This window comes from Roseofilum sp. KMC-1, from assembly GCF_057802075.1.
On the sequence record NZ_CM173605.1, the window covers coordinates 3,665,607 to 3,680,393 of the forward strand.

Sequence of the window (14,787 nt, forward strand, 5' to 3'; positions counted from 1 at the left end):
GGATAATTCCCTAAATTCAGAATCCATGCTTAATCAACCCTCTTGGATTTACCTAGCAGCTCCCTTATTTACACAAGCCGAGCAAGAATTTAATGCTAGGTTAGCACAACGATTACAATCTGCTGGTCACCGTGTTTTTTTACCCCAAGAAGAAGCAAAAGACCTGACTAAAACTCAAGACATATTTGAAAAATGTTTATATGGACTCAATCATGCTCATCTAGTCTTAGTCATCTTAGATGGTGCAGACGCAGATTCTGGAACCTGTTTTGAAATGGGTTACGCTTACGCCAAAAAAATCCCCATTATCGGCTTAAGAACCGATTTTAGGGGAACCGGAGATGATGGAGGATTAAATTTAATGCTGCTCCAAAGTTGCAATCATTTGCTCTTAACACAACGGAATTTACCCCCAAAAATCCCCCTTAACATCACAACGATTTTTCCAGGAGAAGATTATTTTCCTATTTTGCTGAAAATCATCGAATAATCAGCAGCAGGAATCACTAGGCTAGATATCATAAGATTGAGCATCTAAATTTTCCAGTTCCATATCTTGGAAATCTTCTTCCAGTAACAGGGAAGGAGTTTGGATTAAAAACGGTAAACCAGCGCCTTGTAATCCCCGTTTAATTCGTTCCGGTGTTTCTGGAAAGAGAACAAAGATCGGAAAAATTCGGTCTGAACCTTCACTAATAATATGGGAATAATGCAGAGGCATCACCCACTGATAATCTCCATCTAACCAAATTTGAGTTTGTCTCCAGCGTCCTAAGAGATCGGAAAAATCTTCTCCTGGCCGATGAATAAATACAAAAATTTCTACTCCCGTTTTAATTTTCCACTCCGGATCGCACATCAAAAAACCCAGATCGCAGAGGAGCTGCGTTAATCCAATGGGAGGCTGATGAATGCCTTCCGAGATGATTTCCCTGGGCTTTAAATCCACAATAGGTAATGGAATAGAAATCAAGCTCTCTTCCGGTCGTCGGAGACTGGGCAGAAATTCCACATAGGGGCGATATTGGCGCAATAGGGCGATCGCAGACTTCAGATTACTATATTCTGCTAATAGAGCTTCATAATGGGATTTTTTGATCGTCATCATCCTTAATTGATACCGTTATCAAGAGACAGCACAACGGAGAATCCACCCTACCATAGGGTCACTTCCCCGTTACGCTTCCAGAGGTTACATCGTTTCAAACACCTTAAACATAGGTAAATACATCGCCAGCAAAATCGAACCCACCATACCCCCGATGACCACAATCATCACCGGTTCGAGCATACTGGTTAACCCTTTAACCGCTTGTTCCACTTCATCTTCATAGAAGTCAGCCACCTTCATCAGCATCTGGTCAATTTGCCCCGTTTCTTCCCCAATACTAATCATTTGAATCGCCAGGGCAGGAAACACCTTAAATCGATCGAGAGCCGTGCTAATCATCCCCCCCCCTTGAATTTCTTGGCGGGAAGCTTCTACCGCATCCGCAATCGTCTGATTTCCGGCAGTATCCCGGACAATTTCCAAAGAAGTAAGAATAGGAACACCTGCACGGGATAGAGTCCCAAATGTGCGGCAAAAGCGAGCCGTCGCCGTTTTTTTAATCAAATCCCCAAACAAAGGCAATTTCAGGAACTGCTTATCCATAATTTTTTTACCTTGAGGAGTTTTGTACCAGTTATCATAGACAACCTTGGAAACAATCAAAACCACAAACAAAGTTACCGATTTTTTAGCATCAACCAAAAAGCCACTAATCATCAACATCATTTGCGTAAAGGCAGGTAGCTCTACCCCAATATCAGCAAAGATATTGGCAAAAGTAGGAATCAGAAAAATCGTTAAGGCAAGGAAAATAATCACCGCCAGAGTCCCCACCGTAGTTGGATAAGACATAGCTGACTTCATCTGGTTTTGCAGCCTAGCCGAATCTTCCAGTAACTTAGCTAGACGGTTGAGGACATCATCGAGTACCCCCCCAACTTCCCCAGCAGAAACCATGGCTACATACAGCTCATCATAACAATCTGGGTGTTTGCCCATGGCTTCGGATAAACTCGATCCCTCTTGCACTTCAGCAGAAATTTGTTTAAGTGCCCTTTTCAGTTTAGGATTTTCACATTGTTCCGTTAAAACTCCTAGACAGCGCACCATTCCCACCCCAGCATTAACCATGGCAGAAAATTGGCGGGAAAAGATAGCTTTATCTTTAACGGTGACACTCGCAGTTGCCGCCGCAAAATTTTCGTTTAACTCATCCATGTCAAGGTTAGCAAAGTCAATCCCAAACAGGGGGGCTTTTTTCACTTCGCCGACTTGCAAACCTCGACTAATTAACTCAGCACGAGCTGCACCAAGGGAGTCCGCTTTGACCGTTTCTCGCTTGGCCTTTCCCATGGAATCTCGAACATCAGCAACAAAGTTAGGCATGGTTCATTACTTCATCAAATGATTGAGGTGGGTGAATAGATTCAGTTTAAAGTTTTTGTTTGGCAGGTTGAACCAAACGCATCAGTTCATCGACCTTATTACATTTACCGATCGCATCTTCATAGGAAACCTTACCATCATTAACCAATTTTGCCAGGGCCATTTCCATCGTTTGCATTCCCATTTTTCCACCGGTTTGAATAGCTGAGTAAATTTGAGTCGTTTTCCCTTCCCGAATCAAGTTAGCAATAGCCGGAGTATTCACCATAATCTCCTGAGCTGCACAGCGTCCGCCCCCAATTTTTGGCACTAAGTTTTGGGAACAAACACCCACCATAGAGCCAGACATTTGCGCTCGAATTTGGGGCTGTTGAATAGGAGGGAACACATCCAATAACCGGTCAATTGTACCCGCCGCATTATTCGTGTGCATAGTTCCAAAGACCAAGTGACCCGTTTCTGCCGCCGATACCGCTAGACCAATCGTTTCCAAGTCCCGCATTTCTCCCACTAGAATAATATCAGGATCTTCCCGCAAAGCCGCTTTCAGAGCATTAGAGAAACTCTTAGTATCTTCTCCCTTTTGCCGTTGATGAAACAAACTCTTAATATTAGGGAAAACATATTCAATGGGGTCTTCTACCGTCAGAATATGTTCACCACGGGTGCGGTTAATCAAATCCAGAATCGCCGCCATCGTTGTCGTTTTACCCGATCCCGTCTGTCCCGTCACCAACACCATGCCACGGGGTCGTTCTGACATTTCCCGCATAATATCCGGAACTCCCAATTTCTCAAAGTTAGGAATTTTAGAAGCCAGTGCCCGCAAGCAAGCCGCATAACAGCCCCGTTCCCGATACACATTCACCCGGAAGCGAGAAAGTCCTTTGACCCCATAGGCACAGTCTAACTCCCAGTTTTGTTCCAAATCTTTACGCTGATTATTGTTGAGCATCGAAAAGATCAGGCGCTGACAATCTGCACCATCAAGCATTTCCCCAAACTGAGGTTGGGGGGTTAATTTACCACTAATGCGAAAATAGATCGGTGCGCCCGCTTGAATATGCATATCCGATCCCCCTTGTTCAACCAAGGATTCCATCACATCTTCGATCATGTAACTCATGGGTGCTTCTCCTAAATGTTTGGTGAGAGTTAACATCTAAGCCAGAACCATCTGGCTATAAATTAGGTCATATTAATCACTAAATCGTGGGGTCATGCAATAGGGACAATCAATCCATTCTTGCTGAAGTCCGGCTCCACAAACACGACAGGTTAACCCAACTTTTCGTTTGGCTTTGAGTTCTGCCTCTAAACCAGTATCAGTAAAGGTTACCCGCTCGACTTCTTCCAGAGTAGTCGATCCTTCTCGAACCAGGTTTAAGCTATAGGCTAACAGAGTAACCATGCCTTCTTCCACGGCTGCTTCTTTAATTCGTTCCGTGGGTGCGCCTTGGTTAATCAGAATTTGTAGATTTTCCGTCACCCGCAGCAGTTCATAAACCCCACAGCGTCCTTTATATCCTACCCCATTACATTTGGCACAGAGTTCTCCTTTTTCTTTTAATGCCCCCCGTTCATCGGAGGGAATGGTATTGGCTTTATAGAGCGTTAAATTCCCTTCTTTAGAAGCCGATAAGCCAAAGCGAGAGAGTTCCTCTGGAGTGGGGGTATAGGGAATGCGACATTCGCTACATACTCTTCGCATTAGCCGTTGAGCGACTACTCCGAGGAGGGCCCCAGAGACCATAAAGGGTTCTACCCCCATTTCATCTAACCGGGCGATCGCACCCGACGCATCATTGGTATGCAAGGTTGTCAATACCAAGTGTCCCGTGAGCGCCGCTTCAATTGCGGTTTTTGCCGTTTCCTTATCCCGCGTTTCCCCCACCAGAATCACATCCGGGTCTTGCCGCAAGAACGCCCGCAGAATCGCGGAAAAGTCCATACCTTTTTCCCGAATCACCTGCACCTGGTTAATTCCGGGCAGAGCATATTCAATCGGGTCTTCAGCCGTAGAAATATTGATACCCGGATCGTTGCGTTCGGCTAAAATCGAATACAAGGTAGTTGATTTCCCCGACCCCGTTGGCCCCGTCACCAGAATCAGTCCAAAGGGACGAGAAGCCATCTCTCGCACCATTTCCAGAGTTTCTGAATCGGTAATCAATTTATCCAAGCCCAACTGCGTTGAGGCATTATCCAAAATCCGCAGGACAATTTTTTCACCATAACGAGCGGGCAGAGTATTCACCCGGAAGTCTACTTTACGACCTTGGAAGACCCGGCGAATCCGACCATCTTGAGGCTTGCGTCGTTCCGCAATATCGAGATCGGAAATAATTTTGAATCGGGAGGTAATAGCAGGCACAATCTTTTTCGGAAAGGGCGGAAAGGGTTCTTGCAGTACCCCATCCTTACGGAAGCGCACCCGCAAGTTTTCCTCTTGGGGTTCCACATGAATATCAGAGACACCTTCCGATAAAGCTTTAGCAAGAATCTGGTTAACCGCCTTAATCACGGGGGCACTTTCGGCATCTCCCAGGGCTTTATTCAGGTCAGCATCGGAGACTTCATCATTCCCAGCATCTTCGAGATCGAAATCTCCAAACTGGCTAATATCAATCTCCAGTTGTTTCGCATCCACCTTTTTCGGATCGGGTGCTTTTTTAACCTGTTCATCCAGATATTTAGAAATGATCGCTTGGAAATCTTCTGGAGTGATCACCATCCGGTTCATGGTCAATCCCTGGGGACGCAAGACTCGATTGAGATCATCTTGAGCAGCCAAGTTATCGGGATCGACCAAAGCCACTAATACCGCTGGAGGATTAGCATTATTTTTAGATAGGGGAACCAACTGATAACGGCGACAGAGATCTAACGGAATCAAGGTATCAATCAGTTCATTGACTTGATTGGTATCAATGTCATTAATTTCTGGATCGAGGGAATCAACACCGTATAGAATTTTGAGTTCAAAAAGTTGTTGCTTTTTGTACTGGCGAACCAAGTCGGGGGAAAGTTGTTTACCGGTGAGTTGCTCCACAACATCTGTAAGCGATCGCTTACTTTTGCGGCTTTCCACCAGAGCCTTTTCCATATCATCCTTCTCAATAAAACCAGACTGCACCAGTTTATTGCCAAAGGGAGAGAGATTATTGGCAACAGCAATCAAGGCTTTAGACTGCTGTCGTCGTTGCATGGGGGATTTTGTCATAGGGGGTGGAGATCTCCTCTAATATGAATTAATTTAGATATCCTCGGAAGAAACTAGGGATTTCTGAGGAGTAACACCAAGGGAGCTTGCAGCTAATCCTTTCATGCTACTATTATGCATGTTACCTAATGGTGAAAGGAACCGACCAGATTAAGACCGACTTCTGGAACAAAACTTAAGCCAAAATTTTATTCAATCCTCCCGTCAAACCGTCAAAAGACAGGATAAGCTAAAAAATTAGAGCTACGGCGATGGGTCAAGATTCAGACCCTTTACCGGCGGCATGATAATTGTAGATGTAGCGAGTTAGATTAGGTTAGCGCCCATGATGGATGAGTCAAAGCAAGTCGAAAATTCTCAGAATCAGACCCCCGAAGACCCCTTGAATACAGCAGAAAATCCAGCTAGTGTTTCTGCAACCCCTCCAGAAACCGCCAGTTTAGAAACGGAACAGGGAACAGAACAGACTCCAGGGGAGGAAAATAGGGCTTTTGAAGCAACAGAACCCTCTTCAGAGAGTCCTTCAGAGGCTGTAGATCCGGCTGTCCATGAAGTGGACTTTGCACAAGCTGCTTTTTTAGCCGAAGTCCTAGCCAGTAAGGAATCAGAATTAGCCACCTTAAAACAGAGTTACGAGGAAGTTAAAGCTCAATACCAACGTTTAGGAGCAGACTTTGATAACTTCCGCAAACGGACACAAAAAGAAAAAGCGGACTTAGAAGATCAAATTAAGTGTAAGACAATACAAGAAATGCTGCCCGTAGTGGATAACTTTGAGCGGGCGCGATCGCAAATCAAACCCCAAAATGAGGGGGAAATGAATATTCACAAAAGTTATCAAAGCGTCTACAAACAATTAGTAGACTGTCTCAAACGCATTGGCGTTTCCCCCATGCGAGCAGAGGGGAAAGAATTTGACCCCAATCTTCATGAAGCGGTGATGAAAGAGGCCACATCAGAATATCCTGAAGGCACAGTAACCGAAGAACTGGTACGAGGCTACCTGATCAACGAGCGGGTATTACGCCATGCCATGGTTAAGGTCGCCACTGCTCCAGAAGAAGAACCAGAACCCCCAACTGAGGACACCAGCACACCCAGTCAGGAGCCGGAAGCAGAAAACCGTGATAGCAGTGATAGCTAAAACCCCGATCTAGAATCAACGGTAATCGGTAAAGTCAGGCATATCTAACCGAGTAGAGATCGAGAATTCATAATTTGATCCGCGATCCCTGACTCACCACCCATTACCGGTTATTAACCTCAACATCTGGCAGCTTAACATGGGAAAAGTTATTGGGATTGATTTAGGCACAACCAATAGTTGTGTATCGGTATTAGAGGGAGGTCAACCGGTCGTGATCTCCAATGCAGAAGGGGGTAGAACCACCCCCAGTATGGTCGGATTTGGCAAAGCGGGCGATCGCCTCATCGGTCAACTGGCCAAACGGCAAGCCGTCACCAATGCCGAAAACACCATCTATAGCATCAAACGGTTTATTGGTAGACGCTGGGAAGACACAGAAATGGAACGCTCCCGCGTCCCCTACAAATGTATCCAGGGTCGGGATAACACCGTTGATGTGCAAGTGCGGGGACGGAACTATACCCCCCAAGAAATTTCTGCCATGATCCTGCAAAAACTGAAACAGGATGCCGAAAACTACCTGGGAGAACCCGTTACCCAGGCCGTCATCACCGTTCCCGCCTACTTTACCGACGCTCAACGGCAAGCCACCAAAGATGCAGGCAACATCGCCGGTTTAGAAGTCCAACGCATTATCAACGAACCCACGGCTGCCGCCCTATCCTATGGTCTTGACAAACAAGACCAAGAACAACTAATCCTCGTCTTTGACTTGGGTGGTGGAACCTTCGATGTCTCAATCCTCCAACTCGGTGATGGCATCTTTGAAGTCGTCGCCACCTCCGGCAATAACCATCTGGGAGGCGATGACTTCGATAACTGCATCGTCACCTGGATGATCGAAGAATTCAAAGATCAAGAAGGCATCGATCTATCTGTAGACAAAATGGCCCTGCAACGGCTGCGAGAAGCGGCAGAAAAAGCCAAAATAGAACTCTCAACCCTACAGTCCACCTCCATCAACCTACCCTTTATCACCGCCGACGAAACCGGCCCCAAACATCTAGAAATGGAGCTAACCCGTTCTCAATTTGAAGAGTTAGCCCAAGACATGATTCAAGGAACCCTAGAACCGGTTGAGCAAGCTCTCAAAGACGGTGGTAAAAGTAAAGACGATATCGATCGCATTATCTTAGTCGGGGGTTCCACTCGTATCCCCTCCGTGCAAGAAGCCCTTTCTCAATACTTTGACGGCAAAAAACCCGACCGCTCCGTCAACCCAGACGAAGCCGTAGCCCTCGGTGCTGCCATCCAAGGCGGCGTGATGGGTGGCGAAATTAAAGACCTACTGCTCCTTGATGTCACCCCCCTATCCCTGGGCATCGAAACCCTCGGTGAAGTGTTCACCAAAATCATTGAGCGCAATACCACCATTCCCACCAGCAAAACCCAAATCTTTTCCACAGCCACCGATGGGCAAACCTCTGTCGAAATCCATGTCCTACAAGGAGAAAGGGCTATGGTGGCCGACAATAAAAGTCTAGGAAAATTCCAGCTCAACGGCATTCCTGCCGCCCCCAGAGGCGTACCTCAAATTGAAGTCTCCTTTGAAATTGATGCCAATGGTATCCTCAAAGTATCAGCAAGAGACAAAGGAACCGGACGGGAACAAAGCATCGAAATTACCAATACCGGCGGTTTAAGTCAATCGGAAGTCGAAAAAATGCGGCAGGAAGCTGAAGTCTACGCCGAATCTGACCGAGTGCGTCGCCAATTAGCCGAACTAAAAAACCAAGCCGAGGGTCTATTCCAGAGCTACTATTCCACCTTAGAAAATAATCGAGATGTCATTCCCGAAGATTTGCAAGGGGAAGCTCAAGGCCGAATTGGGCAACTGCGAGCCAGCTTGAATGCTCCCGATAGCTCAGTAGAAGCCGTCAAAGAACAAATGAATGGCCTGCAACAAATCTTATTTACCATCGGATCGTCTGTATATGCAGGTTCAGGTGCTACCGAAGACTTTAATCAAGGAGAAACGGTGATTGATTCAGCAGCAACCGTTCAAAGTCCGGTAGAATCGGCTCCAGAGGAAGAAGATTTTAGCTTTGATGAAGAGGAAGAAACCGTTTCGGCTGATTATGAAGAAATTGAGTAAAGCCTGCAATTGTTTGTCCCCCTAGTCGAGTTCCACGTCAAACTAAGCTGTCTCCATACCCCAAGAGACCGCTATAATAATGTGGAGTTTATATGCCCACTTGTTGAGAGATCCCCGAAAGACAGAGCGCCCTATGGCCGACTATTATCAAATTCTCGGTGTTTCCCGCGAAGCAGACAAAGAAGAGATCAAGCGAGCCTACCGCAGGTTGGCGCGAAAATATCACCCGGATGTTAATAAAGATCCCGGAGCTGAAGATAAGTTCAAAGAAATTAACCGAGCCTATGAAGTCCTCTCTGAGCCAGAGATGAAAGCTCGATATGACCGCTTTGGTGAAGCGGGAGTCAGTGGTGGAGCTGGAGGCCCTGGCTTTGGGGACTTTGGCGATATGGGTGGTTTTGCAGATATCTTTGAGAGCTTCTTCAGTGGCTTTGCCGGTGGTAGCGGCATGGGAACCCAAGGAGCAAGACGACGGGGCCCAGTCCGAGGTGATGATTTACGATTAGACTTGAAGTTAGACTTCAAAGAAGCCATTTTTGGTGGTGAAAAAGAGATTCGGATTAATCATCTAGAAACTTGTAAAACCTGTAATGGCTCGGGAGCCAAACCCGGAACGAAACCGGTAATTTGTCAAACCTGTGGCGGTTCAGGGCAAATCCGTCGAGCCACTCGCACGCCTTTTGGTAGTTTCACTCAGGTGTCTGTTTGTCCAGCTTGTAATGGTCAAGGACAGGTGATTCAGGATAAGTGTAATGATTGTGGAGGGAGTGGGAATAAGCAGGTTACTAAGAAATTGAAGATTAATGTCCCGGCTGGGGTCGATAATGGTACTCGGCTACGAGTTTCTAATGAGGGAGATTCGGGACAGCAGGGTGGCCCTCCTGGGGATTTGTATGTGTATTTGTTTGTAAATGAGGATGCGGATTTCCGGCGCGATGGGATTAATGTATTGTCGGAAATTAAGGTAAGTTATTTACAAGCGATTCTTGGCGCTCGCGTGCAGGTGAAAACTGTCGATGGTACGGAAGAGTTAACCATTCCGGCCGGTACGCAACCGAATACGGTGTTAACTCTGGAAAATCGAGGGGTTCCTCGTTTGGGAAATCCGGTCAGCCGGGGGGATCATTTGATTACGGTGGCGGTGGAAATTCCTAATCCTAAACAGTTAAGTGCGGATGAGAAGGAACATTTGAAGGAGTTGGAGCGCTTACGGGGCGATCGCCAAGATAAGGGGGGTGGATTTTTCGGAGGGATCTTTAATAAATGAGTCCCCAGAAGGATAAGAAGACTCCTGACGCTCAACTGGATTTACGGGGGACACCTTGTCCCCTCAATTTCGTCCGCACAAAGCTACATCTGGAAAAAATGGCTCCGGGTTCCCTATTGGAGGTGTGGTTAGATGGGGGTGAACCCATTGAGCAGGTTCCCGATAGCCTGAAAATGGCGGGTTATCCTATTGAAGGACTAAAAGAGTGTATTCAGGGTGAAGATGAACCATTTTTTAAGCTGCAAGTTCGTCGTCCCGATCAGGAAACTCCCTCTCCACAATGAATCAGGTTTGGGTGGGTACGGTATTAGCTGTTCAAGCAAATTTTTATCAAGTTCAGCTTGATGGGGAAAGCTTGAGAACGCCTTTGTTGTGTACTCGCCGATCGCGGTTGAAGAAAATTGGTCAACGGGTGATGGTGGGCGATCGCGTGCGAGTAGAAGATCCAGATGAGTTAGGTTTACAGGGGGCGATCGCCGAAGTTTATCCCAGAACCACAGAACTCTCTCGCCCTCCCGTAGCCAATGCCGATCAAATTTTACTCGTATTTTCCGTCGATCAACCGGCCCTTGACTCCTACCAACTGAGCCGCTTTTTAGTCAAAGGAGAATCAACCCAACTCAAGTTATGTCTCTGTTTAAACAAAAGTGACTTGGTTTCTCCTCAGTGGCAAGCAGAATGGCATCACCGGTTAGGACAGTGGGGTTATGTACCCCTATTCATTAGTATAGTGAGTGGCCAAGGATTAGCCGAACTCGCCGAGCAGTTAGCCCAACAAGTCACTGTGGTGGCCGGGCCCTCTGGAGTAGGCAAATCCAGTTTAATTAATGCTCTGATTCCCAATGCTCATCTACGGGTGGGGGAAGTATCAGGAAAACTCCAGAAGGGACGACACACGACCCGCCATGTGGAGTTATTTAAGTTACCTAATGGCGGGCTATTAGCGGATACACCCGGATTTAATCAACCGGATGTAGACTATCCCCCAGAAGAATTAGGCGATTATTTTCCAGAAGTCCGCCAACTGCTCAGGGAAGAATCTTGTCAATTTAGTGACTGTTGGCATCGAGAAGAACCTCATTGTGCGATTCGGGGAGAGTGGGAGCGCTACGAACATTATCTGATGTTTTTGGAAGAGGCGATCGCCCGCCAAGATCAGCGCGATCGCCAAGCCGATCCCGAATCCACCCTCAAGCGCAAAGGGGATAATAGCTATGAGCCTAAACTGAATACCAAAAAATATCGCCGTCCCTCCCGGCGCACGCAACACCAACAACTGGAAGAATGGTACAAAGATGCCGACTTATAGGGCTGAATTATGCCTGTAAAAAAATGTAGGGGCGAAATATTTTTCGCCCCTACAGATTTAGTGAATACACCAATCCTAGAATTTAGATTTGGGGAATGTAACTTTCCTTCTCTGGAACAGCAGTATATTCAGCCACGATTTGGCGGAATTCTTCCCCATCAATGGTTTCCTTTTCAATCAGCAGGTCTACCAAGCGGTCAATCACACTACGATTGTCGCGGATGATTTGCAGCGCTTTGTCATAGCAATGTTCCACAATAGTGCGGACTTGGGCATCAATGCGAGAGGCAATTTCTTCTGAGTATTCAGAACGAGACATCAGATCCCGACCTAAGAACACTTCATTGGTTTGACCTTCCAAGGATAAGGGGCCCAGATCGGACATGCCAAAGCGGGTAACCATTTGTCGGGCCATTCCCGTCACTTGTTGTAAGTCTCCTCCTGCACCCGTTGTCACTTCTGCATCGCCAAAAATCACAGCTTCGGCAGCTCTTCCACCCAGGGCCCCAGAGATCCGAGCGGTGAGTTGGGCACGAGAAATCAGACTTTGTTCTTCACTAGGAGTAAACCAGGTTAGCCCTTGAGCCTGCCCCCTAGGAATGAGGGTAACCTTCTGTACGGGGTCGTGGTCTTTAATTAGGGTTCCGACGATCGCATGACCGACTTCATGATAGGCAATTAAGCGCTTGCTCTTGCCATCGATCAGGGGAGTCCCTTCCATTCCGGCCACTACTCGGTCTACCGCATCATCAATTTCCAACATAGTGATCGCTTCTTTGCGCCGTCTGGCGGTGAGAATAGCCGCTTCATTGAGCAAGTTGGCTAGATCTGCACCCGTAAAACCAGGGGTACGCCGGGCGATCGCCTTGAGAGAAACTTCTGGGGCGAGTTTTTTATTGCGAGCATGGACATCGAGAATTTCTAAGCGTCCCTTGACATCGGGAGCATCCACCGTTACCTGACGGTCAAAGCGACCGGGACGTAGCAGAGCTTGATCCAGCACATCAGGGCGGTTGGTGGCAGCAATAATAATAATTCCCGTATTGCCTTCAAACCCATCCATTTCGGTCAATAACTGGTTTAGGGTTTGTTCGCGCTCATCGTTTCCACCGCCAATACCGGCCCCCCGTTGGCGGCCAACGGCATCAATTTCATCAATAAAGATAATACAGGGGGCATTATCTTTGGCTTTCTTGAACAAGTCGCGCACCCGTGAAGCGCCGACTCCGACGAACATTTCTACAAACTCGGAACCAGAGATACTAAAGAAGGGAACACCTGCTTCTCCGGCGATCGCCTTAGCCAGTAAGGTTTTACCGGTTCCAGGAGGGCCCACCAACAACACCCCTTTAGGAATGCGAGCGCCGACGGCCGTAAACCGTTCCGGTTTTTTCAGAAACGTGACGACTTCTTGTAATTCTTCTTTAGCTTCTTCAATACCGGCCACATCATCAAACATCACGCCGGTTTTGGCTTCCATTTGAAATCTAGCTTTAGATTTAGCGAAATTCATCGCTTGTCCCGGGCCCCCCGGTACATTCCCAGAACGGCGGAAGAGGAAAAATAATCCAGCAATTAACAACAGGGGGAAGACTAAATTACCCAGTAGTCCCCAAACGGCTCCATCGCTGCGAGGGGGATGGATATCGAGGTTAACATCCGCTTGACGAATTTGGGAAATCACTTCTGGGGAGTTGCCCGGAAGGTCTACCCGCAAGTGTTGCACCAGGTTATCGAGTTCGGGATCGACGGCTTCTACAATGGCAGTGCGGCCGCCTTCGTAGAGGTCAACCTGATTGACTCGACCCGCTTCTAGGTATTCGATGAAGCGGCCATAGGTCATGCGGGTGGTAGCGGCATTACGACCGCTATCAACCACATTGGGGGCAAAGGCTCCTTGCCAAACAAAGAATCCAATGACTAGGGCGGGCAATGTCCACAGAAGTATGACTTTCCAAGATAATTTCATAATCAAGAAGCTCTCTCTTATATGAATACAAAACAGATATGATGACTAAGGTGCTTATTTTTGGGCGATCGCCTAGTCGGTCTGGGGAACGAAAATTTTCCTTCTCCAGGAATCTTAATTAAATTTAACGTAATTTTCATAAATCCAGCAACTGATTCTGTGAGAGACTACCCCTTTAGGGGAGTTTGACCTATAATGGGAGAAGTTATGTATCCAGACTGTGGGCTCTTAGTTCAGTCGGATAGAACAACTGATTTCTAATCAGTAAGTCGGGGGTTCGAGTCCCTCAGGGCCCGTTCAAAACCCACCTACTGAAAATCCGTGCGCTTCTAAGAAACACACGGATGGTGTAAGTTTAACAGTGGGTACTCACTTTACTGCGATCGCCGAGATTGAGAGCTAGAACGACTACCTGAACTTCGGCTGCTGCTTGTTTTACCACTGGTACGACTCCCAGAGGTTTTGCCTTTGGTGCGGCTACTGCTGCTCCCACTAGCACGAGCCGTTTTACCCGCAGGAGGAGGGGGCGTTGGGGCATGAGTTTTTGTCTTAAAGGTTACATTGCTACCCTCATTGAGTTGCTCTAACACCAGTAAGGGGGTAGGTTTTGCCTTTTGATCCCAATGTAAATTAGCTAACCTTCCCTGAATAGCCGGTTGCCAATTGGGGTCTGGATGGGGACTCAGATAGGTTTCAATACAATCGATAATATCCTGAATGGTTTTTGAGGTCGCTTGAGTTGGCAAACGAGTCATATTAATTTGAATCCGGAACAAGACCCGCTTTTGGGTGGTTGAGCCTTCCCCGGTTTCATAGGTGACATCAAAGACTTCACTGACTTTACGGGGAGATGTAGAGGTATCGCCAATTTTCCCTTCCTTAGCTTGGGTAGGACGTAGGGCAATAGTAATTTGTTCTTTAACTTTAACTTTAATTTGATTGACAATAGCGAAATGAAAGACTTCCTCATCCATCCGCATTCGCAGATAGTCGAGGTTAAATTCCCGTGAGTGAACCAAGTCCGGGTTAGTCTCCATTTTAGTAATGGTACTCAGGGCAAGTTTGAGTTTTTTCTGGAGTTCTTTATTCTTAAAATCCTCAAACTTGACTTTTTTATTGGCTTTATCGATTTCAAGTTTAGCGTAGATCCCACCTCCGACCAAAGCAATGAATAGGACGGCCGACAAACCCATAAAGATTGTCGGAAACATACCCGCAGAAGGGGCATCCGGTTTAGCGCCAGGAGACGCTTGGGCTAGGGTAGGTGGAACAACAAGGATACGATGCTGCATAGGGTCACCGACTAGGAGCTTTGTTCTATTGTAGGCGTTGGTTCTTTT

General features: G+C 47.0%; 12 protein-coding genes and 1 tRNA gene. 7 read left to right on the forward strand and 6 right to left on the reverse strand.

All coding sequences use genetic code 11. The annotated features are described in order from the left end of the window. Window positions 1–25 precede the first annotated feature (25 nt). Complete coding sequence (locus tag AC3FZD_RS16860; RefSeq protein WP_488737140.1) at window positions 26–490, forward strand: nucleoside 2-deoxyribosyltransferase; 465 nt, start codon at window positions 26–28, stop codon at window positions 488–490. A gap of 21 nt (window positions 491–511) precedes the next feature. Here the strand turns inward: AC3FZD_RS16860 and AC3FZD_RS16865 are convergent, their stop codons facing one another. The 4 genes from AC3FZD_RS16865 to AC3FZD_RS16880 all read right to left on the reverse strand — a co-directional run bounded on the left by AC3FZD_RS16865 (window position 512) and on the right by AC3FZD_RS16880 (window position 5,660). Next, complete coding sequence (locus tag AC3FZD_RS16865) at window positions 512–1,105, reverse strand: hypothetical protein (RefSeq protein ID WP_488740369.1); 594 nt, start codon at window positions 1,103–1,105, stop codon at window positions 512–514. A gap of 87 nt (window positions 1,106–1,192) precedes the next feature. Then, complete coding sequence (locus AC3FZD_RS16870; protein WP_488737141.1) at window positions 1,193–2,437, reverse strand: type II secretion system F family protein; 1,245 nt, start codon at window positions 2,435–2,437, stop codon at window positions 1,193–1,195. A gap of 46 nt (window positions 2,438–2,483) precedes the next feature. After that, window positions 2,484–3,563 carry a type IV pilus twitching motility protein PilT gene (locus AC3FZD_RS16875; RefSeq protein ID WP_488737142.1) on the reverse strand — a complete coding sequence of 360 codons (1,080 nt, stop codon included), beginning with the start codon at window positions 3,561–3,563 and terminating at the stop codon, window positions 2,484–2,486. A gap of 72 nt (window positions 3,564–3,635) precedes the next feature. Then, window positions 3,636–5,660: a GspE/PulE family protein gene (locus tag AC3FZD_RS16880; protein ID WP_488737143.1), complete on the reverse strand. Its 2,025-nt coding sequence runs from the start codon at window positions 5,658–5,660 to the stop codon at window positions 3,636–3,638. Between the two features lie 325 nt (window positions 5,661–5,985). Between AC3FZD_RS16880 and grpE the strand changes: the two genes are divergently transcribed. The 5 genes from grpE (at window position 5,986) to rsgA (ending at window position 11,478) form a co-directional block, all read left to right on the forward strand. Beyond that, entirely contained in the window at window positions 5,986–6,804 is an 819-nt protein-coding gene (grpE, locus tag AC3FZD_RS16885) for a nucleotide exchange factor GrpE (protein WP_488737144.1), read from the forward strand. Between the two features lie 139 nt (window positions 6,805–6,943). Further along, window positions 6,944–8,902, forward strand: coding sequence for a molecular chaperone DnaK (dnaK, locus tag AC3FZD_RS16890; RefSeq protein WP_488737145.1), 1,959 nt, complete (start codon window positions 6,944–6,946; stop codon window positions 8,900–8,902). 133 nt (window positions 8,903–9,035) lie between these two features. After that, window positions 9,036–10,169 (forward strand): molecular chaperone DnaJ, encoded by a 1,134-nt coding sequence (gene dnaJ / locus AC3FZD_RS16895; protein WP_488737146.1) that lies wholly within the window; start codon window positions 9,036–9,038, stop codon window positions 10,167–10,169. After that, window positions 10,166–10,453 carry a sulfurtransferase TusA family protein gene (locus AC3FZD_RS16900; protein ID WP_488737147.1) on the forward strand — a complete coding sequence of 96 codons (288 nt, stop codon included), beginning with the start codon at window positions 10,166–10,168 and terminating at the stop codon, window positions 10,451–10,453. The genes dnaJ and AC3FZD_RS16900 overlap by 4 nt, the downstream gene beginning before the upstream one ends. Next, complete coding sequence (rsgA, locus tag AC3FZD_RS16905; RefSeq protein WP_488737148.1) at window positions 10,450–11,478, forward strand: small ribosomal subunit biogenesis GTPase RsgA; 1,029 nt, start codon at window positions 10,450–10,452, stop codon at window positions 11,476–11,478. Before AC3FZD_RS16900 ends, rsgA begins: the two co-directional genes overlap by 4 nt. An 82-nt stretch (window positions 11,479–11,560) precedes the next feature. Here rsgA and ftsH2 read toward each other — a convergent pair whose 3' ends face one another. Continuing rightward, window positions 11,561–13,447: an ATP-dependent zinc metalloprotease FtsH2 gene (gene ftsH2 / locus AC3FZD_RS16910; RefSeq protein WP_488737149.1), complete on the reverse strand. Its 1,887-nt coding sequence runs from the start codon at window positions 13,445–13,447 to the stop codon at window positions 11,561–11,563. Between the two features lie 222 nt (window positions 13,448–13,669). Here ftsH2 and AC3FZD_RS16915 point away from each other — a divergent pair. Continuing rightward, a tRNA-Arg gene (locus tag AC3FZD_RS16915) sits at window positions 13,670–13,743 on the forward strand. A gap of 78 nt (window positions 13,744–13,821) precedes the next feature. Here AC3FZD_RS16915 and AC3FZD_RS16920 read toward each other — a convergent pair. Further along, window positions 13,822–14,739 carry a hypothetical protein gene (locus AC3FZD_RS16920; RefSeq protein ID WP_488737150.1) on the reverse strand — a complete coding sequence of 306 codons (918 nt, stop codon included), beginning with the start codon at window positions 14,737–14,739 and terminating at the stop codon, window positions 13,822–13,824. Window positions 14,740–14,787 lie beyond the last annotated feature (48 nt).

What these genes read in the sequence shown, in the direction of transcription:
- AC3FZD_RS16860 (WP_488737140.1), top strand. Translation starts at nt 26, where the DNA reads ATGCTTAATCAACCCTCTTGGATTTACCTAGCAGCTCCCTTATTTACA.
- AC3FZD_RS16865 (WP_488740369.1), bottom strand. Translation starts at nt 1,105, where the DNA reads ATGACGATCAAAAAATCCCATTATGAAGCTCTATTAGCAGAATATAGT.
- AC3FZD_RS16870 (WP_488737141.1), bottom strand. Translation starts at nt 2,437, where the DNA reads ATGCCTAACTTTGTTGCTGATGTTCGAGATTCCATGGGAAAGGCCAAG.
- AC3FZD_RS16875 (WP_488737142.1), bottom strand. Translation starts at nt 3,563, where the DNA reads ATGAGTTACATGATCGAAGATGTGATGGAATCCTTGGTTGAACAAGGG.
- AC3FZD_RS16880 (WP_488737143.1), bottom strand. Translation starts at nt 5,660, where the DNA reads ATGACAAAATCCCCCATGCAACGACGACAGCAGTCTAAAGCCTTGATT.
- grpE (WP_488737144.1), top strand. Translation starts at nt 5,986, where the DNA reads ATGATGGATGAGTCAAAGCAAGTCGAAAATTCTCAGAATCAGACCCCC.
- dnaK (WP_488737145.1), top strand. Translation starts at nt 6,944, where the DNA reads ATGGGAAAAGTTATTGGGATTGATTTAGGCACAACCAATAGTTGTGTA.
- dnaJ (WP_488737146.1), top strand. Translation starts at nt 9,036, where the DNA reads ATGGCCGACTATTATCAAATTCTCGGTGTTTCCCGCGAAGCAGACAAA.
- AC3FZD_RS16900 (WP_488737147.1), top strand. Translation starts at nt 10,166, where the DNA reads ATGAGTCCCCAGAAGGATAAGAAGACTCCTGACGCTCAACTGGATTTA.
- rsgA (WP_488737148.1), top strand. Translation starts at nt 10,450, where the DNA reads ATGAATCAGGTTTGGGTGGGTACGGTATTAGCTGTTCAAGCAAATTTT.
- ftsH2 (WP_488737149.1), bottom strand. Translation starts at nt 13,447, where the DNA reads ATGAAATTATCTTGGAAAGTCATACTTCTGTGGACATTGCCCGCCCTA.
- AC3FZD_RS16920 (WP_488737150.1), bottom strand. Translation starts at nt 14,739, where the DNA reads ATGCAGCATCGTATCCTTGTTGTTCCACCTACCCTAGCCCAAGCGTCT.